Source organism: Streptomyces sp. NPDC047085 (genome assembly GCF_040643735.1).
In the GTDB taxonomy this organism is placed as follows: Bacteria; Actinomycetota; Actinomycetes; order Streptomycetales; family Streptomycetaceae; genus Streptomyces.
Genome location: NZ_JBEYUW010000012.1, coordinates 75,670 through 98,565 on the forward strand (window position 1 = coordinate 75,670; position 22,896 = coordinate 98,565).

A 22,896-nucleotide genomic window follows, 5' to 3' on the forward strand; every position below is an offset into this window, starting at 1 on the left:
TGGCGGTCAGTGCCCTTGCTGGCGCTGCCGGTCCTGCACCTGGGTGGCGATGACGGCCGCCTGGATGCGGCGCTCCACGCCGAGCTTGGCCAGCAGGCGGGAGATGTGGTTCTTCACGGTCTTCTCGGCCAGGTAGAGGCGCTGTCCGATCTGGCGGTTGGTCAGCCCTTCGCCGATGAGAGCCAGGATCTCCCGCTCCCGGTCGGTCAGGCCCGGCAGGGCGTCCGGCTCCTCCTCCTGCTGCCGGCCGCCGCGCAGCCGGGCCATCAGCTTGGTGGTGGCGCTCGCGTCGAGCAGGGACTGGCCGGCGGCCACGGTGCGTACGGCCGACACCAGGTCCGAGCCCTGGATCTGCTTGAGCACGTATCCGGAGGCACCGGCCATGATCGAGTCCAGCAGGGCCTCCTCGTCGTCGAAGGAGGTCAGCATCAGGCAGGCCAGCTCGGGCATGCGGGAGCGCAGCTCCCGGCAGACCGTGACGCCGTCACCGTCGGGCAGCCGGACGTCGAGCACCGCCACCTGGGGGCGCAGTGCGGGGACGCGCACCAGGGCCTGCTCCACCGTGCCGGCCTCGCCGATCACCTCGATGTCCGGCTCGTCGTTCAGCAGGTCGCGCACTCCACGCCGTACCACCTCATGGTCGTCCAGCAGGAAGACCCGGATCGGGGTGCCCTGCTCGCCGTCCGCCATTGAATGCTCCTCGTTCCGCGTTCCGTGCCGATGTCCGCTCGGGGACGCGATCGGCATCCCTTGTCATCGGCTTCCCTACGGAGAGGCCGTCGGCTTCCCCACGCAGATCCTGGCCGCGTCCGGGCCGATCGGCCAGGGCCGGTCGGCCCTCTTTTCCCTCTCAGTCTCCCGCGCGCCGGGAACCGCGCCGGTGATCCCAGATCGGTCCTGTCCCAGGTCCCGGGGCGGACAAGGGCCGAACGGCCCTGGTGCGAGCGGCTCCGGTGCCGTTCCAAGACCCGCTCTCCCGGGCCGCGACGGAGCATCGAGCTCGACGGCGACGAAGCACTGCGGCTGCTGGCCGGCGTGTCCTTCGGCAGGATGCGCACGCCGGGCAGGCCGACGGCCACGGCGCGGTGCGGATCCGCCCCGATCTGATCACCGGCGTCCGGCTCATCGCCTCCGACACCGCCGAGGGGTCCGATGGCTCCGAGGCATCCGACGGATCCGACGACGCCTGAGTGCCGGACGTCAGGCGGAGAGGTGCAAGCCGTACATCGTGCGGCCGCCGACGAGCTCACGCCCGGTGACCAGTTCCGGCTCGATGCGCACGAAGACCTCCTCGGGCGAGGGAGCCCAGGAGCGCGGGCCGATCCGCTCCAGGCGTTCCACCTCGGGCCGGTCCGTCAGGACCGCGGCCCGGCCGGTGACGACGACGCTCCAGCCGGACTGCGTGGCCACGTCGACCGTGTCCGCCTCGAAGGCGACGACCGCGCCGTCGACCGCGCGGGCCAGTTCCGAGGCCGCCGAGGTCCGCAGCAGCACCGCGCCGTCGTCGTCCAGGGCGAAGTTGACCGGCACGACCGCGGGCAGGGCCCGGCGCGTGTGGACGATGCGGCCGATCGGTGCCGTCGCCAGCAGGCGCAGGCACTCGTGACGACCGAGTTCACGGAAACCATCGTTCGGGTACATGAGCCAGCCCGTCTTTCGCCCAGGTGGAGGGGGGTTACGCCCCATGGTGAGCCCCGCGGGGGCCACGGGTGAGGGACCATCGGTCCCACCCTGACCGGAGAGCGGCCCGAGGAAGCGTGCCGCCCGAAGGGGGCCGAACGGCCCTTCACTGGGTCTGCTGTGCCGGGCAAAGAGCTACCGGTGCTCGGGGTTCTCGTAGTCGCGGCGGCAGCCGGCGTCCCAGGCGGTGCGCTGGTTGCCGTAGGCGGGGATGCCGCCGAGGTCCTTCAGCGCCCGGGCCAGGTGCAGCAGGTTCCAGGTCATGAAGGTGGTGTTGCGGTTGGTGAAGTCGTTCTCCGGCCCGCCGGAGCCGGCATCGAGGTAGGAGGGGCCGGGGCCCGCCTCGCCGATCCAGCCGGCGTCCGCCTGGGGCGGGATGGTGTAGCCCAGGTGCTGCAGGCTGTAGAGGACGTTCATGGCGCAGTGCTTGACGCCGTCCTCGTTGCCGGTGATCAGGCAGCCGCCGACACGGCCGTAGTAGGCGTACTGCCCGGCCTCGTTGAGCAGGCTGGAGCAGGCGTAGAGGCGTTCGATCACCTGCTTCATCACGGAGCTGTTGTCGCCCAGCCAGATGGGCCCGGCCAGTACGAGGATGTCGGCCGCCATGACCTGCCGGTACAGGTCCGGCCAGGCGTCCGTCTCCCAGCCGTGCTCCCTCATGTCGGGCCACACACCGGTGGCGATGTCGTGGTCCACGGCCCGTACGACATCGACGTGCACGCCCTGCGCGTCCAGGATGGCGGTGCTCCGGTCGATCAGCCCCTGGGTGTTGCTCGTCGCCGGCGAGCGCTTGAGGGTGCAGTTGATCACCAGGGCCCGGAGGTCGTCGTACCGGGCCGGCGGTGCGTCGGTGGCGGGCGACGAAGCGGTCACACGGTCCTCCTTGAGCCATCTGCGCGGCACGGTGCGTGGCTGCGCGGTCACATCCGGCTCCAGCGTGCGGGACGTATGCGGCCGTCGCCACCACAGCGCGCCCGAACGGCCGGGCGAGCACGGGACTTCGGCGCCCGCACGGCCGCCTCGGCCGGCGGCCGACGAGTGGCCGGGGCCGGCGGGCGTGCCTACGTTCGTCTCATGGGTACCGAAGGCGCGACCGGGTCGCGGAGCGAGGCAGCGGTGGAGGACGTCGCGCATCTCTTGGTGCGCTGTCTGCGGGCCGAGGGCGTGGAGTACGTCTTCGGTATCCCCGGTGAGGAGAACATCCGCTTCGTCGACGCGCTGAACGGCTCCGGGATCCGGTACGTACTGGTGCGCCACGAGCAGGCCGCCTCGTTCATGGCCGAGATCTACGGGCGGCTGACCGGCCGGGCCGGCGTGTGTTCGGCCACGCTGGGGCCCGGCGCGATCAATCTGCTGCTCGGAACCGCGGACGCCATGACCAACAGCGCTCCGATGGTGGCCCTGGCCGCCCAGGGCTCCCTGCGCCGGGTCCACAAGGAGTCGCACCAGGTCGTCGACCTGGTGTCGATGTTCGCTCCCGTCACCCAGTGGTCGGCCCGGATCGAGTGCCCGGACGCGGTGCCGGAGATGACGCGCAAGGCGTTCAAGACCGCGCAGAGCGAGCGCCCCGGCGCCGTGTTCCTGGCGGTGCCGGAGGACATCGAGGCGCAGCGTCCCGCCGAGCCTCTGGCGCCCCTGCAGATCGACGTGGTGCGCGCCGAGGCGCCGTCACCCGCACAGGTCGCGCGGGCCGCCGAGGTGCTCGGCGCCGCACGGCACCCGGTCGTGCTGGCGGGCCACGGTGCCGCCAGGGCCGGCGCCTCGGACGCCCTGGTGCGGTTCGCCGAACGGCTGAACCTCCCGGTCGCGACCACGTTCCACGGCAAAGGCGTCTTTCCCGACGACCACCCGAACGCCCTCGGCGCGGTCGGCTTCATGCGTCACGACTACGGCAACTTCGGCTTCGACACGGCCGATGTGCTGATCTGTGTGGGCTACGAGATCCAGGAGTTCGACCCGGCGAAGATCAACCCGAACGGCGACAAGCGGATCGTGCATGTCCACCGTTTCCCCGCCGAGGTGGACGCCCACTACCCGGTCTCCGTCGGCATCGAGGGTGACCCCTCGCAGTCCCTCGACGCTCTCGCGGCGGCACTGCCCGACGGACTCGTCTACGGCTCGGGAAGCAGCGAGAAGATCCGTGCGCTGCTGGACGACGAGCTCCGGTACGGCCGCGACAGCGACGCGTTCCCCCTGGTGCCGCAGCGTGTCGTGACCGATGTGCGCACCGCGCTGGACCGCCATGACATCGTGCTCGCGGACACCGGTGCCGGAAAGATGTGGATGTCCCGGCTCTACCCGACCTACGAGCCGAACACCTGCCTGGTGTCCAACGGCCTGTCCACCATGGGCTTCGCGCTGCCGGGCGCCATCGCCGCCAAGCTGGCCCGACCGGACCGACGGGTGCTGGCGATGATGGGCGACGGCTCGTTCCTGATGAACTCCCAGGAACTGGAGACCGCGGTGCGCGAACGCGTGCCGCTGGCCGTGCTCGTGCTGGTGGACGAGGAATACGGCCTGATCACCTGGAAGATGGAGCTGGAACTCGGCCGCCACAGCCACACCCGGTTCACCAACCCGGATCTGGTCGCCTACGCCGAGAGCTTCGGCGCGCGCGGCTACGCCGTCGAGGCCGCCGACCAGTTGCTCCCCGCACTGCGCCAAGCCCTCGACGACGACGCGGTCTCGGTGATCGCGTGTCCCGTCGACTACTCCGAGAACCTGCGTCTGACGGACCGACTCGGCACTCTCCAGGGCCCCTTCTGACCTGACGGCCCCGCTGATGAACCGCCGGCTGCGGCTGACACTCCTCGGCGTGGGAGCGATGAACTCGCCCCGGTTCGCCCCGGCGGGCCTGCTGCTGCGGTGCGCGGGGCACCGGGTGGCCTTCGACGGCGGGCCCGGGCCGAACCCCCGCCCGGGCGGCTGGACGCGTGGCTGGTCACCGACGAGCGTTCCGAGCTGCGGTCGGAACTGCGCCGACGGGCGGCCACGTGGGACGTGCCCCTACGCGCGGGCGACCTGCGGGTCGGCGATGTACTGGTGCGCTGCCGTCCGGTGGTCCACACCTCGCACCCCGCGTACGGGTATCGCATCGAAGCAGGGGACGTCGTCGTGGTCTGGGCACCGGAGTTCTGGGAGTTCCCGGCCTGGGCCGCCGGTGCGGACCTGATGTTCGCCGAGGCGGCGGCCTGGGACCGGCCCATACGCTTCCGGGGCGGCGTGGGTGGCCACGCGACCGTCCGCGCCACAGGTGAGCAGGCGGCCCGGCAGGGCGTGCGGCGCGTGGTCTACGCCCATATCGGGCGCCCCAGCCTGCGCGCGATCGATGCCGGGCTGAAGCCGCCCGGCGGCGAGTGGGGTGTGGAAGGCCGTACGTACTCCCTGCGCTTCACGCCGTGAGCTGCCGGTCCGCCGTTTCGTGCGCCGTACCACGGGAACCCGGTGCGACAGCCGCGGAAACGGGAGGACGCCGTGCCCGACACCGACCAGGCCCGCATCCGGAACCAGGCCCTTCCTCTGACCGACCAGGCGTCGCTCGACCCGCTGATGGAGCGCATCGGCGACGCGCACTACGTGCTGCTGGGCGAGGCGTCCCACGGCACCGCCGACTACTACCAGGTGCGTGACGTGCTGACGCGCCGGCTGATCGAGGAGAAGGGGTTCTCTTTCCTCGCGGTGGAGGGCGACTGGCCGGACTGCTTGGACGTGCACCGTGCGGTGGTCGCCGCGCCGGGCGCGCCCGAGGATCCCGGCGAGGTGCTGGCGGGCTTCAGCCGCTGGCCGACGTGGATGTGGGGCAACACCGACGTGGCCGCCTTCGCGCGGTGGCTGCGCCGGCACAACGAGGGCCTGCCGCCCGAGCGGCGGGTCGGCTTCTTCGGGCTGGACGTCTACAGCCTGTGGGAGTCGCTGCACGCGGTGCTCGACCATCTGCGCGAGCACGACCCCAGCCGGTTGGAACACGCGCTGGACGCGTACCGCTGCTTCGAGCCGTACGCGAAGGATCCGCAGTCGTACGCGATGGCCACCCGCTACCTGCCCGAGGGCTGTGAGCCGCAGGTCGTCTCCCTGCTCACGGAGCTGCGGCGGCGGGCCGCGCGGTCGGCCGCCCCGGACGGCTCGTTCGCGGAGTTCGCCGCCCGGCAGAACGCCGAGATCCTAGCCGGAGCCGAGCGCTACTACCGGGCCATGCTCGACAGCGGCCCGGACTCCTGGAACATCCGCGACCACCACATGGCCGACACCCTGGACCGGCTGATGGAGCACCACGGCCCCGACGCCAAGGCGGTGGTGTGGGCGCACAACACCCACATCGGTGATGCGCGCGCCACCGACATGGCCGACACCGGCATGGTCAACATCGGCCAGCTGGTGCGCGAACGGCACATGGGCCGGGGCGTGGTGCTGGTCGGGTTCGGCTCGCACTCCGGCACCGTGATCGCCGCGGACGCGTGGGGCGACGTACCCAGGATCATGGGGATGCCGCCCGCGCACACGGCCAGCCTGGAGGATCTGATGCACCGGGCACTGCCCGGCGGACGGGCCCTGTTCGTGTTCCCCCATGTGCAGCTCCAGCGGCCGCCCACCGCCGGCCACGGCGCATGGTTCCACGAGGAGCACGGTCACCGCGCGATCGGCGTGGTCTACCAGCCGCAGTTCGAACGCGTCGGCGACTACGTCCCCACCGTCCTGGCCCAGCGTTACGACGCCTTCTGCTACCTCGACCGCACCCACGCGCTCACGCCGCTGCATCCCGTGGCCACGGAGACACGGGAGGAGCAGACGTGGCCGGTGGGCGTGTGACGCCCGTCCCGTCCCGGCGTCGCAACGGTACGGCCTCAGCATGCGCAGCCGACGTCGAGTACTTCGATCACTTCGCCGTGGACCGTGTAGACGAGCCAGCACCACTCGCCGAACGCCGCGGACACGTCCGGGTACTGGGTCTCCGTGTCCGTGGTGACCGCGTCGATGAGCAGGATGATCTCCTCGTGCGATTCATCCGGCACCTCGAAAAGCACGCTGGCTGCCTGTTGGATCAGTTCGACACGCATGACGCCCCGCAGACGAGCAGAAGGCTCTTTTCACATCGTGCGAGTCCCCCTGAACCGACGGCTCAACCGTGGACGGTCACCCGCACGGCGCGCGAGGTGCTGGACCCGGAAAGTTGGACAATGGAGGCAGCGAAGCTGCTGCCGACGTACGAGACCAGGGCGCGATGGCCATGAACGACAGCACGACACCTTCCTCCCCCGCGACGGACACGGACCTCGTCTTCACGCCCTCCGTGTTCGGTGCCCCGTGCTGGGTGAGTCTGAACGGCCGCGACCCCGACGCCACGCAGGACTTCTACGGGGCCGTACTGGGCTGGCAGTGGCGCGAGACCGAGATGGGCGACCGTTTCCGCACGGCGCTGGCGGACGGGACTCCCGTCGCGGGGATCGCGGGGGTGGCCGGCATGTGGCAGACGGCCGTGGCCTGGACGCCGTACTTCGCGGTGGCGGACGCGGACGACGCGGCGTCCCGCGTCCGGGAGCGCGGCGGGACCGTGGCCGTGGGGCCGCTGTCCCTGCCTCCCGGCCGGGCGGCGCTGCTCGCGGACCGCGCCGGGGCCACCTTCGGCATCTGGCAGGGCAAACTCGTCACCGAGTGGGAGGCGTGGCGGCAGGCCGCATCCACGTTCATCACCCTGCACACCCGTGACGCCTTCGACGCCGCCATCTTCTACGGCGAGGTCCTCGACTGGGCCTCGGGCCTGCCCGGCTGCTGCGAGGTGGAGTACGTGGGAGGCGATGTGCTGCTGCGCAGCAGGGGCGATGTCGTGGCACGCATCGAGTCGACCGCTCCGGAGAGTCCCCCCGACCCTGCGGCCCGGCCGCACTGGCGGGTCCACTTCGTCGTGGCCGACGTGGCTGCGTGTGTCCGGGCCGCTGAGCAGCACGGCGGCAGCGTCCTGGAGCGCAGCGACCACGAGGCCGACCTGCGCGACCCCGACGGCGCCCGGTTCACGGTGACCTCGCGCCGGCTGCGCTGACGTGGATTCCCCCGGACGGAGACGCCGGACCGCCCGATGATGCGTGACGACGCGGTGGGCGGGGCAGGGGAATGCTGAGGCGCCGGTAGGCGTTGTCGTAATGGCGGTGTCCGGCGCGTGCGCCGGCCCGCCGATACATGCGGAGACTGAGGCCGATGCATGCGTATGGCACTCCGCGGATGGCGGAGGCAGCTGTCGCGGCCGTCGACGCACGGGGCGTCGTGACCGCGTGGAGCCGCGGTGCCCGGCTGCTGCTCGGATACGCGCCGGGCGAGATCGTAGGGCGTCCCGCGAGGAATCTGCTGGCCAGCGGCCTGCCCGAGGCGGCCAGGCGGCGCGCCGTCCGGCGGCAGGCGTGGACGGGGCGGATCGCGCTGCGCGATCGGGCCGGCCATCGGGTGGACGCCGACCTGCGAGCCTGCCCCCTGACGGGCGGCGACCGGCAGGTCCAGTGGTTCCTGCAGGCCGACCTGCCACAGGACGGCGACGGCGCCGACCTGGTCCTGCAGCGCAGCCTGCTGCCGCATCACCGGCCGGCCCAGCTGGCCGTGGAGACGGGCACCCGCTATCTGCCGGCCGATCCCCGGGCCGGCGTGGGCGGCGACTGGTTCGACGTCATCCCGCTCTCCGGAGCCCGGGTCGCCCTGGTCGTCGGCGACGTCGTGGGCCACGGCATCCACGCGTCCGCCACGATGGGCCGGCTGCGCACAGCGGTCCGCACCCTCGCCGACGTCGACCTCGCCCCGGACGAGCTGCTGACCCAGCTCGACGATCTCATCCTCGAAGAGATCGAAGAGGGCATCGAGTCGATCGGTGAGGTCGGCGCCACCTGCCTGTACGCCGTCTACGACCCGATCTCCGGCCACTGCACCATGGCCAGCGCCGGCCACCTCGCGCCGGCCCTGGTCACCCCCGACGGCACCGTGCGCTTCCTCGCCGTGGCGCCCGGGCCGCCGCTCGGCGTGGGCGGCCTGCCGTTCGAGGCCGCCGACACCTGGGTGCCCGAGGACAGCCTGCTCGTCCTCTACACGGACGGACTGGTCGAGGCCGACAGCCACGACATCGACTCCGGACAGCGGACCCTGCTGGACACCCTGACCCGGCCCGCCCCCTCGCTGGAGGCGACCTGCGACCACATCGTCGAGGCCCTCCTGCCCCACCGGCCGTACGACGACGCGGCCCTGCTCGTGGCGCGCACCCACATCATGGGCGCCTCCCATGTGGCCTCCTGGGACCTGCCCGCCGATCCGGCCGTCGTCGCCGATGCCCGCCGGCGCACCGCGGGCCAGCTGTCGGCCTGGGGACTGCAGGACGCCACCGCCACCACCGAACTGATCGTCAGCGAACTGGTCACCAACGCCATCCGCCACGCCCACCCGCCGATCCAGCTGCGGCTCATCCACGACGCCGGCCTGATCTGCGAGGTCTCCGACGCCAGCAACACGACCCCGCACCTGCGCCGGGCCCGGGACCTGGAGGAGGGCGGCCGTGGCCTGTTCCTGGTGGGTCAGCTCGCGGAACGCTGGGGCACCCGGCACACGGCCACCGGCAAGACCATCTGGGCCGAGCAGCCCCCGCCCCTTGATCACCAGCTCCGGCCGGGACGTCACAAGGTCCCCGCCTGAGCGACGGCGCAACGGCACCTTCACGGTGCCGGGCCGGCGGCCGGCGGGTTCCGGCGCTCCTCGCGTGCGAGGGCCGGGATGATGCCCCCGGCGAGCACGGTGCGGCGGCGGCCGTCGGAGAGGTGGTGGCGGACTTCGTACGTCTCGTCCTTGGTGGTGTTGTGCAGGCGCAGGAGCGGTTCGGCTCCGGGGGCCAGGGCGGCGTGGAGGTTCACCAGCCGTAGCCGGTCGCCCGTGTCGATGCGGTCGTGGTCGCCGGGGTCGGTGAACTCCAGCGGCAGGACGCCGAAGTTGGTCAGGTTCTGCCAGTGGATACGGGCGAAGGACGTGGCGACGACGGCGCGCAGCCCGAGGTGGCGCGGGGTGATGGCGGCGTGCTCGCGGGAGGAGCCCTGGCCGTAGTTGTCCCCGCCTATGACGAAGTGCGCGCCGGGCCTGCCGTCGCGTGCCAGTTCTGCGGCGTGCCGCGGGTAGTCGGGGTCGATCCGGGTGAAGGTGAACTCCGCGAGCTTCGGGATGTTGGAGCGGTACGGCAGCGCCTTCGCCCCGGCCGGTGAGATCTCGTCGGTGGAGACGTTGTCGCCGCAGACGAGCAGGACCGGGCCTTCCAGCACGTCGGGCAGCGGATCGAACTCGGGCAGACCCGAGATGTTGGGGCCGCGCTCCAGCTCGGTCCGGGCGGCTTCCTCGGGCGGCGGCGGGGGCTCGAGCATGGCGCGGTTGACCGAGGCGTGCTCGGGCAGCCGCACGTCCGGGTACGGCATGCCTTCCGTGGCGGCCCACGCTCGGGGGTCGGTGATCTCGCCGGTGAGGGCGGAGACGGCGGCCGTCTCCGGGGAGCACAGCCACACCGCGTCGTCCTCGGTGCCGGAGCGGCCGGGGAAGTTGCGCGGGAAGGTGCGCAGGCTGTTCCGGCCGGGTGCGGGGGCCTGGCCCATGCCGATGCAGCCGAGGCAGCCGGCCTGGTGGATACGGGCCCCGGCGGTGATCAGGTCGAACGTGGAGCCCATCCTGGTGAGGTCGGCGAGGATCTCGCGGGAGGTGGGGTTGACGTCGAAGCTGACGGCCGCGTCGGTCTGGCGGCCGGCGACGACGGCGGCGGCGACGGCGAAGTCGCGCAGTCCCGGGTTGGCGGAGGAGCCGATGACGGCCTGCCCGATGGGCTCGCCCGCGACCTCGCGCACCGGGACGACGTTGCCGGGCGAGGTGGGGCGGGCGATGAGCGGTTCGAGCGTGGCGAGGTCGATCTCGTCGGTCAGGTCGTAGACGGCGTCCGGCTCGGCGGCCAGCTCCCGGAAGGCGTCCTCGCGGTCCTCGGCGCGCAGGAAGTCGCGCACCGCGGTGTCGGCGGGGAAGACGGAGGTGGTCGCGCCCAGCTCGGCGCCCATGTTGGCGATGACGTGCCGGTCCATCGCGGTCAGGTGGTCGAGTCCGGGCCCGTGGTACTCCAGGATCCGGTTGACCGCCCCTTTGACGCCGTGGCGCCGCAGCAGCTCCAGCACGACGTCCTTGGCGCTCACCCACTCCGGCAGCCTGCCGGTCAGCCGGATGCCCCAGATCGCGGGCATGGTGATGTGCAGGGGGCGTCCGGCCATGGCGAGCGCGACCTCCAGGCCGCCGGTGCCGAGCGCGAGCATGCCGAGCGACCCGGCGGCGCAGGTGTGCGAGTCGGATCCGGCGAGCGTCCTGCCCGGGATCCCGAAGTACTGCATGTGGGTCGGGTGGGAGACGCCGTTGCCGGGCTTCGAGTACCAGATAGCGAAGCGGCGGCAGGCGGAGCGGAGGAAGGCGTGGTCCTCGGCGTTGCGCTCGTCCGCCTGGAGCAGGTTGTGGTCGACGTACTGGACGCTGACCTCGGTACGGACCCGGTCCAGGCCGAGCGCCTCCAGCTCCTGCATCACCAGGGTGCCGGTCGCGTCCTGGGTGAGGGTCTGGTCGATGCGCAGGCCGATCTCCTCACCCGGTTCCATCCGGCCCTCGACGAGATGGTCGGCGATGAGCCGCTGTGCCAGCGTGCCGTGGGAGTGGGACTGGGACTGGGACTGGGAGTGCGTCACACCGCCCAGGCTGCTCGCTCCCCCGAGGCGCGGCAAGCCGACCCGACCCTGCCGGCGAACGGCGTGAGCACCGCCCGATCGGGTACTCGGCGGGGGCTCGCGCACCTGCAAGATCTTGGGAATTCTGGTGATGTCCATGCCCAGGCAGCGTCCACGCATCGTGATCATCGGAGCGGGCTTCGCGGGCTTCAGCGCCGCCCGCAGACTGAGCCGGCTCGCACGGGGCGCGGCGGACATCACGCTGGTCAACCCCAACGACTACTTCCTGTACGTGCCGCTGCTGCCCGAGGTGGCCACCGGCCTGCTCGAACCCCGCCGCGTCTCGGTGCCCCTCGCCTCGGCCCTGCCCGAGGTCCGGCTGCTGCTCGGCCAGGCCGACACCGTCGATCTCGCGGGCCGGCGGATCGGCTGGACCGACGCCGAGGACAACCACCGGGAGGCCGGATACGACCGGCTCGTCGTCGCCGTCGGCAGCGTCAACAAACTGCTGCCCATCCCGGGGGTCACCGAGCACGCCCACGGCTTCCGCGGCCTGCCCGAGGCCCTCTACCTGCGCGACCACATCACCCGGCAGCTCGACCTCGCCGACATCGCCGACGACCCTGAGGAACGCACCGCGCGCCGGACCTTCGTCGTGGTCGGCGCGGGCTACACCGGTACCGAGGTCGCCGCCCACGGCGCGCTGTACACCGGCGATCTCAGCCACCGGCACCCTCAGGCACACAGCGACCGCCCCCCGCGCTGGCTCCTCCTCGACGTCGCCGAGCGGGTCCTGCCCGAACTCGACGTACGTCTCTCCCGTACCGCCGCCCGCGTCCTGCGGCGGCGCGGCGTGGAAGTACGCCTGAGCACCTCGGTACGGGAGGCCACGCGCGACGGCGTGGTGCTGACCGACGGCGAATGCGTCCCCACCCGCACCCTGGTGTGGTGTGTCGGGGTCCGCCCGGATCCGCTGGTCACCGACCTCGGCCTGCCGACCGAGCAGGGACGACTGCGGGTCGACGCGTACCTGGGCGTGCCCGGGCATCCCGAGGTGTTCGCCTGCGGAGACGCGGCCGCCGTCCCCGATCCGGCCCGCCCGGGCAGGCTCACCGCGATGACGGCGCAGCAGGCCGTCCGGCAGGGCAGGACCGCGGCGGACAACGTGGCCGCCTCCTGCGGGCACGGCCACCGCCACCCGTACCGCTACCGGGACCGGGGCTTCGCCGTGGACCTCGGCGGCACCCAGGCGGCCGCCGACCCGTTCGGGCTGCCGCTGTCCGGCCCGCTCGCCATGCTCGCCACACGCGGCTACCACCTGCTCTCCCTGCCCGGCAATCGCGCCCGCGTGGCCACCGACTGGCTGCTCGATGTACTGCTGCCCCGCCAGGCCGTCCAACTGGGCCTGGTCCGGGGTCACGCCGTGCCCTTGGAGAACACCTCCCCCGAAATCCCCGTCACCCGTCGCTGAGGGGGAGAGCCGCCCGCTTCCGGAGCGCGCGCCGGGCCATGGCTCCCGCTTCTGCTCGTCGCGGCGATTGGCGGGACCGGACCTGGCTACCCGATGAGTGACGCGCAGGGGGAGGAAGCCCCTGCCGGCCCCGCGGGAGGTAAGGGACATGCGCCACGAGGAATTCATCGGCCACGTGCAGTCGCGGGCGCGGCTGGACAGCCGTGGCGCCGCGGAACGGGCGACCCGCGCGACGCTGGAAACGCTCGCCGAACGCATCCCCGCCGCACTGGCGGAGAAGCTCGCCGCCCAACTGCCGCACGAGATCGGGGAACACCTCCGGCGCATCGAGAGAGCGCCGGACGTTCCCGCGACCGGTACGCACATGAGCGGACACGAGTTCTTCGAGCACGTCGCCCAGCGGGAGGGGAAGAACTTCCCCAAGGCGGTCCACCACGCTCGCGCGGTGATGGAGGTCGTCGCACTGGCCGTACAGGGCGGCGTGACCGAGAAGATCCGTGAATCCCTGGACGCCGACCTGGCCACCAGCCTCTTCGCCGGCAGCAGCGGCGGCGGCGCGACGCCACGCCGGCTCGCCGACCACCGGCACGGGCCTGCCGGCCGCCACCAGCCGACGCACGAGATGCACCAGAGGCACCCGACGCACCCGACGCACCCGACGGAGGAGTCCCCCATGACCGCATTCACCCTGGAAAGCCCCGCCTTCGAGGACCACCACCGCGTGCCGCCCCGGTACACCGAGGACGCCGGCAACGTCTCACCGCCGCTGGCCTGGTCCGGCGTGCCGGACGAGGCGACGGAACTGGTGCTGCTGTGCGAGGACCCCGACGCGCCCTCGGGCAGCTTCGTCCACTGGGCGGTGGTCGGCATCGACCCGCACAGCAAGGGCGTCGAGGCGGGCCACACCCCGCCGGGCGGCACTGAACTCGTCAACGGTTTCGGCCGGCGCGGCTGGGACGGGCCGGCCCCACCGCCCGGGGACGAGCCGCACCGCTACGTCTTTCACCTGTACGCCCTCGGGCAGCCGTGTGTCCTGCCCGACCGCCCCAGTACCGATCAGGTCCTCGAAGCCGTGGAGAGGCGGGAACTGGCCGACAGCACGCTGGTGGGCCTGTACCAGCACTGACACGAACCGCTGTGTGGGGCGGTGCGGCCGGCCTCGTGGCCGGCCGCACCGGTGCGCCACGTCCCAGACCGGCGGCCATCGCACCCGTGGCCCCGGTCAGGCGTGCCGGACATATGCGCGGGCGCGGGTGATCAGCGGGGGGAGGAACGGCGAGATCACCGTTGCCCCGGCCGCCGCGGACAGGGCGATGCCCCACGCGATCGGGCCGAGGGGTGTGCAGCCGAAGAACTGGCTCAGGACCGGGGTCTGGACGACGGCCGCCAGTGCGGCCAGGGAGCCGAGCGAGGAGACGGCGATCGCCCTGCTGCGGCCCCCGACCAGGAGGGTCTGGCCGAGCTGCGCGCCGACGAGCGCGACCAGGGCGACGGTGCGGGCGCGGGTGGCGCGGCCGGTGAACCGCGCGGCGAGCCAACCGGCCGTGGCTCCCAGGGCGGTGGCCACCGCACGGCACACCATCTCCTCGGTCAGAGCCGTGCCGAGGGAGACTTCAGGGCCCTCGCGGAGCATCCGCTCGGCGGCCTCCGGCTGCGGGGGCCGCAGGGCGACGGCCATGGCCGGGGCGAGGTCCGTGAAGAGGTTGACCAGCAGGAGTTGACGGGCCGTCAGGGGTGAGGTCCCGGTGGCGGCCGCGCCGAGGAGGGTGAAGGCGATCTCGCCGAGATTGCCGCCGACCAGGATCGCCAGGGCCTGCCGTACGGAGGCCCACATCGCGCGGCCCTCCACGAGCGCGGCGAGCACGGTCTCCAGCCGGTCGTCGGTGACGACGAGGTCGGCCGCCGCACGCGCGGCGGGAGTGGCCCGCTCACCGAACGCGATCCCGATGTCGGCGAGCCGGATGGCGGGCGCGTCGTTGGCGCCGTCCCCGGTCATCGCGACCGTACGCCCGAGGCGCTGGAACGCCTGCACCACACGGACCTTGTGCACGGGGGTGCCGCGGGCCACGACTCCGACGTCGGGCAGCAGCCGGTCGAGGGCGCGGTCGTCCAGGTCGTCGAGTTCGGCACCCGTCACCACCCGCCTGCCGTTCAGGACGCCCAGTTCGCGGGCCATCGACTCGGCGGTGCCCGGGTGGTCCCCGGTGATCATGACGATCTGGACCCCGGCGTCCGCGAGCCGGCGCACCGCGTCGCGGGCGGTGCCGCGCACCCGGTCGGCGAACGCGAGGAAGCCGAGGAAGTCGAGGCCGTCCACGGTCTCGTCGGTGAGCGTGCCGCCGGGCGCGTCCCGCAGTTCGGCCACCGCGAGGATCCGGTGGCCCTTGGCGGCCAGCTTCTCGCCCGCCGCGAGGATGTCCTTCCTGCCCTTGCCGTCCAGGCGTCGGCCGTCGCGGGTGGCGCAGCGCGTCACGACCTCCTCCGGCGCCCCCTTCACGGACAGGATCCGCTGCCGGCCGCAGCGGCCCCGCGTCGCGTGGAAGCCACGGCTGGGCTCGAACGGCAGGCTGGAGCTGCGCCGCCAGCCCGACGCGGCCGTGGTCCGGCTGACGCGCGCCTCCTCGGCGCCCTCGGTGACCGCGCCGTCGGTGGCGTGTTCCAGTTCCCCGCCGTTGTGCGGGCGTGGGGTCGCCCGCAGCGCCGCGGCGAGGACGGTGCGCTGGTCGTCGTCGAGCCGTTCGAGGGGCTGGCTGCGTCCGTCGGCGGCGACGGCGACGAGGGAGATCCGCCCCTGGGTGAGGGTTCCGGTCTTGTCGAAGCACAGGACGTCGGCACGGCCGGCCGCCTCGATCGTACGGGGGTGTCTGAGCAGGGCTCCGCGGGCGGAAAGCCGTCTGGCGGAGGCGAGTTGGGCGGCGGAGACCAGGAACGGGAGTCCTTCGGGCACGCTGGCCACGGCCAGCCCGACTCCCGCGCCGACCGTGTCCCGGGCGGGGCGCCCGCGCAGCATGCCCGCCGCCACCACCGCGGCGGCCGAACCGAGGGCCACCGGCAGCGTGGTGCGGGTGATGCGGGCCAGTCGGCGTTCGACCCCGGCCGCGGGCGCCGCGCCCCGGCCGCCCGCCGCGGCCCGGCCCGCCTCGGTGGCCGTGCCGGTCGCGACGACGACCGCGCGCCCGCGTCCGGCGGCCACGGTGGTGCCCTCGTAGACCATGGAGGTGCGGTCCCCGAGGTCCGAGGCGAGGACGGGTGCCACGCTCTTGGCCACCGGCAGCGACTCGCCGGTCAGCGCGGATTCGTCGACCTCCAGGTGGTGGGCGTCCAGCAGGCGTCCGTCGGCCGGCACCACGTCTCCCGGGTTCAGGTTCACCACGTCGCCCACGGCCAGTTCCCCGGCGGGGGCGACGGTCTCCTCCCCGTCCCGCAGCACGTTGGCCATCACGGCCGACTCCCGCCGCAGCCGGGCGACGGCGCGGTCGGTCCGGTACCGCTGGAAGCCGCCGAAGAACCCGGACAGGGCGGTGACCGCCACGATGACGACGGCGTCGAGGACGGCGCCCACCGACGCCGACATCGCCGCACCCGCGCCGAGGACGGGGGTCAGCGGGTTCGCCATCTCGGACAGGTAGGCCCGGCCGAGGGAGGTCCCCGGTGCCGGTTCGCCGGTGGCCGTGGCCCGGGCCCGCGCCTCCTCGGCGGTGAGGCCGTCCTCGCGGCCCCCGGCCCTGGCGAGCACGGTGTCCGGATCCATGGCGTGCCACGGGTGGCGTGCCGTGGGCAGCGGCGAGGGGTGCCGCAGCAGCCGTAGTGCCGCCCAGACACCGACCGCGGTGCCCAGCGCCGCCGCCGCGTTGAACGCCGTCACGCCCCGGGCGGCCGGGCGCCGCGCCCGTGCCGCCAGCACCGCCGTCGCGCCGACCGCGGCCGCGGCCTGGGCGAGCCGTACGCCCCGGCGCGAGGTCTCCCTGGCGGTGCGGCAGGCGTCGACGATGAGCAGGGCCGCCGCGGGATCGCCGTCGAGGTAGAGATCCGCGCCCCAGGGGGATGTTCCCCCCGGGTCGGCGAGGCCCACGCCGACGTCGGCGGCCAGGAGCGCGCTCCGGTCGTGGGAGAGCAGCAACACGCCGTCGCCGTCGCGCTGCAGGTCCCGTACGGAGTCGACCAGCCGGTCGCCTCCCTCGGTGACGGCGTCGGCCTCCCGCACGGAGGCGTCGGTGGCGTGCGCACCCGCGGCCACGACCTTGAGCCCGGCGGCGTGGGCGGCGGGGACGAAGGCGCTCGCGGCATCGTGCATCTCGGGGAGCACGGAGATCACGGCGAGCAGGCGCTCTCCGTGCGCGAGGCCGAGCACGAGCCCCTCGCCCTCCCCCCGCAACCGCTCCCGGGCCCGCTTGCCGGTGCGTCCCCGCAGCGTCAGACGCTCGACCGGCCCCAGCACCCACTCCCCGTCCCGCTGCACGCGTTCCGGGGCGGAGCCATCGAAGAGGCGGTGGGTCGTCGCGGCGAATTCCCCGGCGGGCGCGTCCTCGTCGAGCGCGACCAGATCGGCCGGCCGATGGCCTCCGGTGGCCAGGACGTCCGTGTCCAGCAGCAGGGTGCCGATCCGGTCCAGCCTCCGCAGCGCACCGGGGTCGGCGACGACGACGCCCCGGCGGGCCAGCCCCCGGCCGAGAACGCAGGCGAAGCCCTCGCGTGCGAGGGGCGCCGCCTTCGGGATCGCCGCCAGCGCGGCCCCGAGGGCCCGGCCGGGCCGCCTGGTGACCAGCAGCGATCCGGCGAACGACGCCGCCGCCACGGCGAGCGCCCGGTCGGCGTAGCGCTCGATGGGCCCCGGCTTCAGGGGCGTCTCGCGGGGGGACGGTTCGGGTGCCGTGCGATGGGCGCCTGCCGTGGCGCTGCCCGCGAGGCGGGGCTCGGCCGCGGTCCAGGCTGCGGCCTCCGCGTCGGCCTCCATCGCGCGCAGGGTGTGCCGCAGGGTGTCCACGAATACCCCGGCGAGACCGCCGGAGCCCGCCTGGCCCAGCGCGGTGAGCGAGGCCAGCAGCATTCCGGCGTTGTCGGCGCCGACCGCCTGCTCGACGCGACGCCGCAGCCGGGGGTGGGCGTCGACGAGCGGGGCGAGCGCCGCGATGCCCGAGGGGATGGGCGTGTGGCGCGTCAGTCCGGCCAGCGCCGCCACGGGCGCGGCCGCCAGGTGCAAGGTCACGGCCGAGGCGGACCGGCGGGTCGTACCGCCCGACACGGGATGCTCGGGCAGCGGATGCGCGACGCCGTGGGCCTCCTCGACGTCCTCGACCGCCTCGATCAGGGCGTCCGCGATCGTGTCGGCCTCGAACGCGTCCGCGGCGCCGACGACGGCGTGACCGAGCACGGTGTTCACCACCGCCCAGTCCACCGAGGGCAGGGCGGCGAGGCGCCGCTCGACGTCCTCGGCCAGCTTCCTGGCCGCGGACTCCGGCAGGTCACCGGGGCGCAGTCCCCGTACGGCGACGTGCGCGCGCCGCCCGAAGAACCGGACGCGTGCCCGGGACTCGTCCCGCAGCACGTCGGCCGCACGGGACACCGCGGCCCGCAGCAGTCCGTGTCCCGGCAGTGCCACAGCGCATCACCAGCTCCCCACGGTCCGGCATCCGCTCCGCGCGCGCGGGGCGGCCGCCATCCCGCGTTCCCATGGCACCGCTTTCCATGCGCGCATGCCGCCGGAGGCGCGCGAGAATTGAAGAGGCACACCACACCGACTCCGACGGAAGGAGGAGGGGATGTCCAAGACAGCGGAGAGCACGCACCAGGAAATCCATGCGGGCAACGGCCAGGGGCTGCACCTGCACATGCGCACGCTGCATCCTCCGGTGCCGATTCCGTACCTCACCAGGGAGGAGATGGCGAGCACGGCCCGGGCGGCGACGGCACGACTGCCCGGTACGCCGGCCGCCAAGGATCTCGTGTTCTACGGAGGCCTCGGAGCACTGGCCGTGGCAGGGGCACTGGAATGGCCGGTGGCCCTGGCCGTCGGCGGAGCCACCTGGCTGGTACGCAGCGCACGGAAGGAGAAGAAGGAGACGTAGACCTCAGGTGCCGGGACACAGTGGTCCAGGCGCGGGGAAGGCCGGCGCGCGGCGGCGTGAGCGCTGCCGGGCGCCGTGGTGTCACGCGGCGGCGGTGACGAAGGCCGTACGCAGAGATCGTGCGTATGTGGTCCACAGCTGCCACACGAGGCGCAGAACGAGCGCCTCGACGACCGCGACGGCGATCTTCGTTGCCACGGCTGCCAGTATCTCGACCATGTTGTCCGACTTTCTGTACTCACTACGGGTGTCTGAAAACAGACAATGAAGCCTTTTCCAGCGCCATAGGTGCTTTTCAGACGTACTTCCGATGGCGCCCAGGTGAACAAACGGTGATGGCGGGAGCGGCATGAGACTGTCCTTTCTCGAACCCCTGTACAAGCAGCCAGGACCCTTCGCCTCGGTCTATCTGGACACCTCCCGCGACAGGGTCGTCGAGGATCCCGACGCCGCCATAGAACTGCGCTGGCGGCACCTGCGGGACGCCCTGACGTCCGCGGGAGCCGACCAGGACTCCCTCACCGCCGCGGCGAACGCCGTGGGCAGCGACACCGACGTCCCCGGTTCCCACGGGCAGGCGGTGTTCACCGCGCACGGCCGGCTCGCCCTGCTGGACGAGCTGCCCGACCCGCCCGCACGGGACACCGCGCACTTCGGCACCCTGCCGCACACCCTGCCGCTGATCGTCCAGCACTGCCCCGAGATCCCGTACCTGGCCGCGTACGTCCACTACAGCGGCCGGCACTCCACGGACGCCCCGGGCACCGTGCGGATCGAGGCCGAGATCGGGGTGTGGCCCCTGACCAAGGTCACGCCGGGACACCGGCTCGACGAAGAGATCCCGGTGGCCGACTGGCTGAACGCCGCCGAGGTCATCGGCCGGGATCTGGAGGGCCACGCGCGGCGCGTCGCCGCCGAGGCGGTGGTCGTCGCGGGAGACGTGTGGGCCCGCGGCATTCTCGTGCGCCGGCTGCCCAACCCCCTGCGCGGACGGGTCGTCACCGTCGAGGGCGCGGGCGAGTCCCGGCCGGGCCGGGCACTGCTGGAGCACCGGCTCGACAGCCTCTTCAGCGGACGCATGGCCGAGCACGACCGGTCCCTGCTGGCGGCCTTCCTCGCCCAGCGCGCACGCGACGGAGCGTCCACCGAGGGCCTTGCCGCAGCCGTTTCGGCCCTGCAACGCGGACAGGTCAAAGCCCTCTTCCTCAACAGCCCCCCGGAGTCGCCGCTGCGCCTGTGGGCCGGCCCGGAACCCAGCCAACTCGCCCTCACCGAACAGGAACTGCGCTCCTACGGCGTCCAGGACGTCCGCGAGGAACGCGCCGACGCGGTGCTCACGCGCGCCCTGGTCGGCACCCGGGCCGAACTCGTCCTGGTTCCCGAGCAGCAGGTGCGGCTGCACGAGGGCGTGGGCGCACTGCTCCGCTACGCCTGACCGGCACCGCGCGCGCGACCACAGCCGGCAGGTCCGTCGGCCCTCGCCCAAGTCACCGACGATCGGGCCGACTTGGAATGCGTCGCCTACGGCAGGCTACGGAATGGGAATGCCGATCTCCCGCTCCCTCCGGCGAGGTGGCAGTCCGGGCAGCGTGGCCCGTACATGCGGCGCCTCCCGCGCCGATGCGCTGGGCCGGTGCAGGCCGGCGGCGGCGGCCACGTAGTCCTGCGCCGTGAGCAGCCCGGTCAGTCGTCCGCGCGGGTCGGTGACCGGCAGCGCGTCCACGTTTCCCTCCGCCATCACCGCCGCGGCGCGGACCGCCGATTCCTCGGGATGGACCGTGACCGTGCGGCGCCCGCACACGAGGTCGCGCACCCTCCGGCCGGACAGTGTCACCGCGGGGTCCGCGCAGACGACGGCGAGCTCCGCGCGGTCCAGCACACCGGCGCAGCGGCCGTCCCGGCGGACCACCGGCACATGACGCTGCCCGGACCGCTCGGCCACCTCCCAGGCCATCAGCGGCGTCTCGTCCTCGCCGACCGAGTACGGCGCCCCGTTCATCATGTCGCCCACGGAAAGCCTCTCGTCCACGGCTGCCTCCTCCCGATCAGCGCCGGCGCCGGCCGAGGACGGCCGGGCGGGCGGTGGTACTCCTCCACGTCCATCTCACCTCGGGCGAGGCGTTCCGCAAGACGATCGAGGCCGGAGGGCCCTGGTGGACCGGTGGTTCCTGTGGTGTGCTGGTAGTGGCGGGAAGGACCCGTACGAGACGCGGGGAAGCGGCCGGCAGCCGCGCACCGCGCAATCCGGATCCGCGAGAAGTGGATGGCCCTTCCCGTCCTGCCGTGCCGCGGCCGGGTCAGTGGCTCCGTGAGCAGCGGCGATCCGATGCCGGACGCTCTCGTCGTCCCAGTGCCTTTCCAGCACCGGCACTGACGTGACCACCCGGCCCTGCGAGGAGGTCAGCATGCACGGCAGCCTGCACCGAGTGAGCGACGTGATGACGCATGCCGTCGTCGCGGTCGGCCGCGAGGCCCTGTTCAAGGACATCGTCGAACGCATGGATCAGTGGCAGGTCAGCGCCCTGCCCGTGCTGGAGGGCGACGGCCGGGTGATCGGCGTGGTGTCCGAGGCGGACCTGTTGCCCAAGGAGGAGTTCCGGGACAGCGATCCGGACCGGTTCACCCAGCGGCACCGGCTATCCGACCTGGCCAAGGCCGGCGCGGTGACCGCGGAGGAACTGATGAGCACTCCTGCCGTCACCGTCCACGCCGACGCCACGCTCGCCGAGGCGGCCCGCATCATGGCCCTGCGGCACGTCAAGCGGCTGCCCGTGGTGAACGCCGAGGGTCTGCTCGAAGGCGTCGTCAGCCGCGGGGATCTGCTGAAGGTGTTCCTGCGCCCCGACAACGACCTCGCCGACGAGATCCGGCGCGACGTGGTGGACCTGCTCTTCCCCGTCCCGGTCGAGCCCGTGCACATCGTGGTGAGCGAGGGCGTCGTCACGCTGACCGGACGAGTGCCGGACGCCGCCCGGATCCCTCTCGCCGTCCGCCTCGTACGAGCCGTCGAAGGCGTGGTGGGGGTGGACTGCCGACTCACCGCGGCCGACGAATAGCCCAAACCCACCCCAGGCATGCCGCGTAGGCCGAAGGGGCCCTCTCCATTGGCCCGATCGGCCCTGGAGCGGGAGCGGGTCATGAGGGACAGTGGACACAGGAGCGGCACCGGTCCCCCGCGGTGTCGCTCCGCCCGCATCTCACTCCACTCGCTCCACCGGGGCCGAGGGTCCCCTTGCCCGGCCTCCCGGACCGGCCCAGGCTGGAAGCGGCAGGACCGTCTGCCGTGGACCTTAGGGGGTCAGCATGTACGGCACCCCGCACATCGTCAGCGATGTCATGACCCACACGGTCGCCGCCATCGGCCGACGGGCCTCGTTCAAGGAGATCGTGGGGATGATGCAGGACTGGCGGGTCAGCGCCCTCCCCGTGCTCGAAGGCGAAGGGCGCGTGGTCGGCGTGGTCTCGGAAGCCGACCTGCTGCCCACGGAGGAACTGCGGGACAGCCCCGAAGCGGGCTACGCACAGCGGCGCGAGCCCGCCGAGCTGGCGAAGGCCGGTGCGGTCACCGCGGGAGACCTGATGACCGAGCCCGCGATCACCGTCCGGGCGAACGCCACGCTGGCCGAGGCCGCGCGGATCATGGCCCGCGAGAAGGTCAAGCGGCTGCCCGTGGTCGACGACACCGGTCTGCTGGAGGGCATCATCAGCCGCGCCGACCTGCTCAAGGTCTTCCTGCGCGACGACGAGGAGATCGCCGAGGAGATCCGGCGCGAAGTCGTGTCCTACGTCTTCCCGCTGCCGTCCTCGGCCATCCATGTGGACGTGCACGACGGAGTCGCCACACTGACAGGCAGGGTCCGCGACACCGCTCTGGTCCCCGTGGCCGCGCGTCTGGTGCGGGCCGTCGAGGGAGTGGTGGACGTGGAGTTCGACCTCACCCGGGGCGCGGCCGTGCGGTAGGCGACCGGTCTCGCAACGGATCACG

At 73.0% G+C, this 22,896-nt stretch carries 18 protein-coding genes and 1 pseudogene; 12 read left to right on the forward strand and 7 right to left on the reverse strand.

Translation table 11 applies throughout. The features are described from left to right. Positions 1 to 6: 6 nt before the first annotated feature. From ABZ865_RS32395 to ABZ865_RS32405, 3 genes are all read right to left on the reverse strand, one after another. Entirely contained in the window at positions 7 to 690 is a 684-nt protein-coding gene (locus ABZ865_RS32395; RefSeq protein WP_361238299.1) for a response regulator transcription factor, read from the reverse strand. Between the two features lie 510 nt (positions 691 to 1,200). Beyond that, positions 1,201 to 1,641, reverse strand: a complete 441-nt coding sequence (locus ABZ865_RS32400; RefSeq protein WP_361238302.1) for a pyridoxamine 5'-phosphate oxidase family protein — start codon at positions 1,639 to 1,641, stop codon at positions 1,201 to 1,203. 174 nt (positions 1,642 to 1,815) lie between these two features. Further along, the gene (locus ABZ865_RS32405) at positions 1,816 to 2,553 is read right to left on the reverse strand and encodes a flavodoxin family protein (RefSeq protein WP_361238305.1); all 738 of its coding nucleotides are present in this window, start codon (positions 2,551 to 2,553) and stop codon (positions 1,816 to 1,818) included. 201 nt (positions 2,554 to 2,754) lie between these two features. Here ABZ865_RS32405 and ABZ865_RS32410 point away from each other — a divergent pair, with 201 nt between their 5' ends. The 3 genes from ABZ865_RS32410 (at position 2,755) to ABZ865_RS32420 (ending at position 6,486) form a co-directional block, all read left to right on the forward strand. After that, positions 2,755 to 4,446: an acetolactate synthase large subunit gene (locus tag ABZ865_RS32410; protein WP_361238308.1), complete on the forward strand. Its 1,692-nt coding sequence runs from the start codon at positions 2,755 to 2,757 to the stop codon at positions 4,444 to 4,446. Between the two features lie 99 nt (positions 4,447 to 4,545). Next, entirely contained in the window at positions 4,546 to 5,082 is a 537-nt protein-coding gene (locus ABZ865_RS32415; RefSeq protein ID WP_361238311.1) for an MBL fold metallo-hydrolase, read from the forward strand. A gap of 72 nt (positions 5,083 to 5,154) precedes the next feature. Continuing rightward, positions 5,155 to 6,486, forward strand: coding sequence for an erythromycin esterase family protein (locus tag ABZ865_RS32420; protein ID WP_361238314.1), 1,332 nt, complete (start codon positions 5,155 to 5,157; stop codon positions 6,484 to 6,486). Positions 6,487 to 6,521: 35 nt separating this feature from the next. On the opposite strand, the gene ABZ865_RS32425 is transcribed toward ABZ865_RS32420, so the two are convergent. Next, entirely contained in the window at positions 6,522 to 6,689 is a 168-nt protein-coding gene (locus ABZ865_RS32425) for a hypothetical protein (RefSeq protein WP_361238317.1), read from the reverse strand. A gap of 215 nt (positions 6,690 to 6,904) precedes the next feature. Here ABZ865_RS32425 and ABZ865_RS32430 point away from each other — a divergent pair, with 215 nt between their 5' ends. Beyond that, on the forward strand, positions 6,905 to 7,714 hold the full coding sequence (locus tag ABZ865_RS32430; protein WP_361238320.1) for a VOC family protein: 810 nt from the start codon (positions 6,905 to 6,907) through the stop codon (positions 7,712 to 7,714). Between the two features lie 179 nt (positions 7,715 to 7,893). Continuing rightward, a complete protein-coding gene (locus tag ABZ865_RS32435) occupies positions 7,894 to 9,339 on the forward strand; it encodes an ATP-binding SpoIIE family protein phosphatase (RefSeq protein WP_361238323.1) in 1,446 nt (481 codons plus the stop codon). A gap of 20 nt (positions 9,340 to 9,359) precedes the next feature. On the opposite strand, the gene ABZ865_RS32440 is transcribed toward ABZ865_RS32435, so the two are convergent. Further along, a complete protein-coding gene (locus ABZ865_RS32440; protein WP_361238326.1) occupies positions 9,360 to 11,396 on the reverse strand; it encodes an aconitate hydratase in 2,037 nt (678 codons plus the stop codon). A gap of 136 nt (positions 11,397 to 11,532) precedes the next feature. Between ABZ865_RS32440 and ABZ865_RS32445 the strand changes: the two genes are divergently transcribed. The 3 genes and pseudogenes from ABZ865_RS32445 (at position 11,533) to ABZ865_RS32455 (ending at position 13,972) form a co-directional block, all read left to right on the forward strand. Next, the gene (locus ABZ865_RS32445) at positions 11,533 to 12,846 is read left to right on the forward strand and encodes an NAD(P)/FAD-dependent oxidoreductase (RefSeq protein ID WP_361238329.1); all 1,314 of its coding nucleotides are present in this window, start codon (positions 11,533 to 11,535) and stop codon (positions 12,844 to 12,846) included. 148 nt (positions 12,847 to 12,994) lie between these two features. Beyond that, a pseudogene (locus ABZ865_RS32450) lies at positions 12,995 to 13,357 on the forward strand (DUF2267 domain-containing protein); the annotation flags it as partial. A 162-nt stretch (positions 13,358 to 13,519) separates the two neighbouring features. After that, the gene (locus ABZ865_RS32455) at positions 13,520 to 13,972 is read left to right on the forward strand and encodes a YbhB/YbcL family Raf kinase inhibitor-like protein (RefSeq protein WP_361238827.1); all 453 of its coding nucleotides are present in this window, start codon (positions 13,520 to 13,522) and stop codon (positions 13,970 to 13,972) included. Positions 13,973 to 14,068: 96 nt separating this feature from the next. On the opposite strand, the gene ABZ865_RS32460 is transcribed toward ABZ865_RS32455, so the two are convergent. Continuing rightward, positions 14,069 to 18,445 carry a cation-transporting P-type ATPase gene (locus ABZ865_RS32460; protein ID WP_361238332.1) on the reverse strand — a complete coding sequence of 1,459 codons (4,377 nt, stop codon included), beginning with the start codon at positions 18,443 to 18,445 and terminating at the stop codon, positions 14,069 to 14,071. Between the two features lie 160 nt (positions 18,446 to 18,605). Between ABZ865_RS32460 and ABZ865_RS32465 the strand changes: the two genes are divergently transcribed. Further along, positions 18,606 to 18,911 (forward strand): hypothetical protein, encoded by a 306-nt coding sequence (locus tag ABZ865_RS32465; RefSeq protein WP_361238335.1) that lies wholly within the window; start codon positions 18,606 to 18,608, stop codon positions 18,909 to 18,911. 349 nt (positions 18,912 to 19,260) lie between these two features. Continuing rightward, the gene (locus tag ABZ865_RS32470) at positions 19,261 to 20,346 is read left to right on the forward strand and encodes a hypothetical protein (protein ID WP_361238337.1); all 1,086 of its coding nucleotides are present in this window, start codon (positions 19,261 to 19,263) and stop codon (positions 20,344 to 20,346) included. A 96-nt stretch (positions 20,347 to 20,442) separates the two neighbouring features. On the opposite strand, the gene ABZ865_RS32475 is transcribed toward ABZ865_RS32470, so the two are convergent. After that, positions 20,443 to 20,940 (reverse strand): CBS domain-containing protein, encoded by a 498-nt coding sequence (locus tag ABZ865_RS32475; protein WP_361238340.1) that lies wholly within the window; start codon positions 20,938 to 20,940, stop codon positions 20,443 to 20,445. Positions 20,941 to 21,316: 376 nt separating this feature from the next. Between ABZ865_RS32475 and ABZ865_RS32480 the strand changes: the two genes are divergently transcribed. Together ABZ865_RS32480 and ABZ865_RS32485 are read left to right on the forward strand one after the other, a co-directional pair. Further along, positions 21,317 to 21,967: a CBS domain-containing protein gene (locus ABZ865_RS32480; protein WP_361238344.1), complete on the forward strand. Its 651-nt coding sequence runs from the start codon at positions 21,317 to 21,319 to the stop codon at positions 21,965 to 21,967. A gap of 247 nt (positions 21,968 to 22,214) precedes the next feature. Beyond that, positions 22,215 to 22,871, forward strand: a complete 657-nt coding sequence (locus ABZ865_RS32485; protein ID WP_361238347.1) for a CBS domain-containing protein — start codon at positions 22,215 to 22,217, stop codon at positions 22,869 to 22,871. Positions 22,872 to 22,896 lie beyond the last annotated feature (25 nt).

Bases quoted from the DNA above. Each gene is read 5' to 3' on its own strand.
- ABZ865_RS32465 (WP_361238335.1), top strand. From the start codon at position 18,606: ATGTCCAAGACAGCGGAGAGCACGCACCAGGAAATCCATGCGGGCAAC.
- ABZ865_RS32430 (WP_361238320.1), top strand. From the start codon at position 6,905: ATGAACGACAGCACGACACCTTCCTCCCCCGCGACGGACACGGACCTC.
- ABZ865_RS32455 (WP_361238827.1), top strand. From the start codon at position 13,520: ATGACCGCATTCACCCTGGAAAGCCCCGCCTTCGAGGACCACCACCGC.
- ABZ865_RS32410 (WP_361238308.1), top strand. From the start codon at position 2,755: ATGGGTACCGAAGGCGCGACCGGGTCGCGGAGCGAGGCAGCGGTGGAG.
- ABZ865_RS32485 (WP_361238347.1), top strand. From the start codon at position 22,215: ATGTACGGCACCCCGCACATCGTCAGCGATGTCATGACCCACACGGTC.
- ABZ865_RS32445 (WP_361238329.1), top strand. From the start codon at position 11,533: ATGCCCAGGCAGCGTCCACGCATCGTGATCATCGGAGCGGGCTTCGCG.
- ABZ865_RS32470 (WP_361238337.1), top strand. From the start codon at position 19,261: ATGAGACTGTCCTTTCTCGAACCCCTGTACAAGCAGCCAGGACCCTTC.
- ABZ865_RS32435 (WP_361238323.1), top strand. From the start codon at position 7,894: ATGGCGGAGGCAGCTGTCGCGGCCGTCGACGCACGGGGCGTCGTGACC.
- ABZ865_RS32395 (WP_361238299.1), bottom strand. From the start codon at position 690: ATGGCGGACGGCGAGCAGGGCACCCCGATCCGGGTCTTCCTGCTGGAC.
- ABZ865_RS32400 (WP_361238302.1), bottom strand. From the start codon at position 1,641: ATGTACCCGAACGATGGTTTCCGTGAACTCGGTCGTCACGAGTGCCTG.
- ABZ865_RS32480 (WP_361238344.1), top strand. From the start codon at position 21,317: ATGCACGGCAGCCTGCACCGAGTGAGCGACGTGATGACGCATGCCGTC.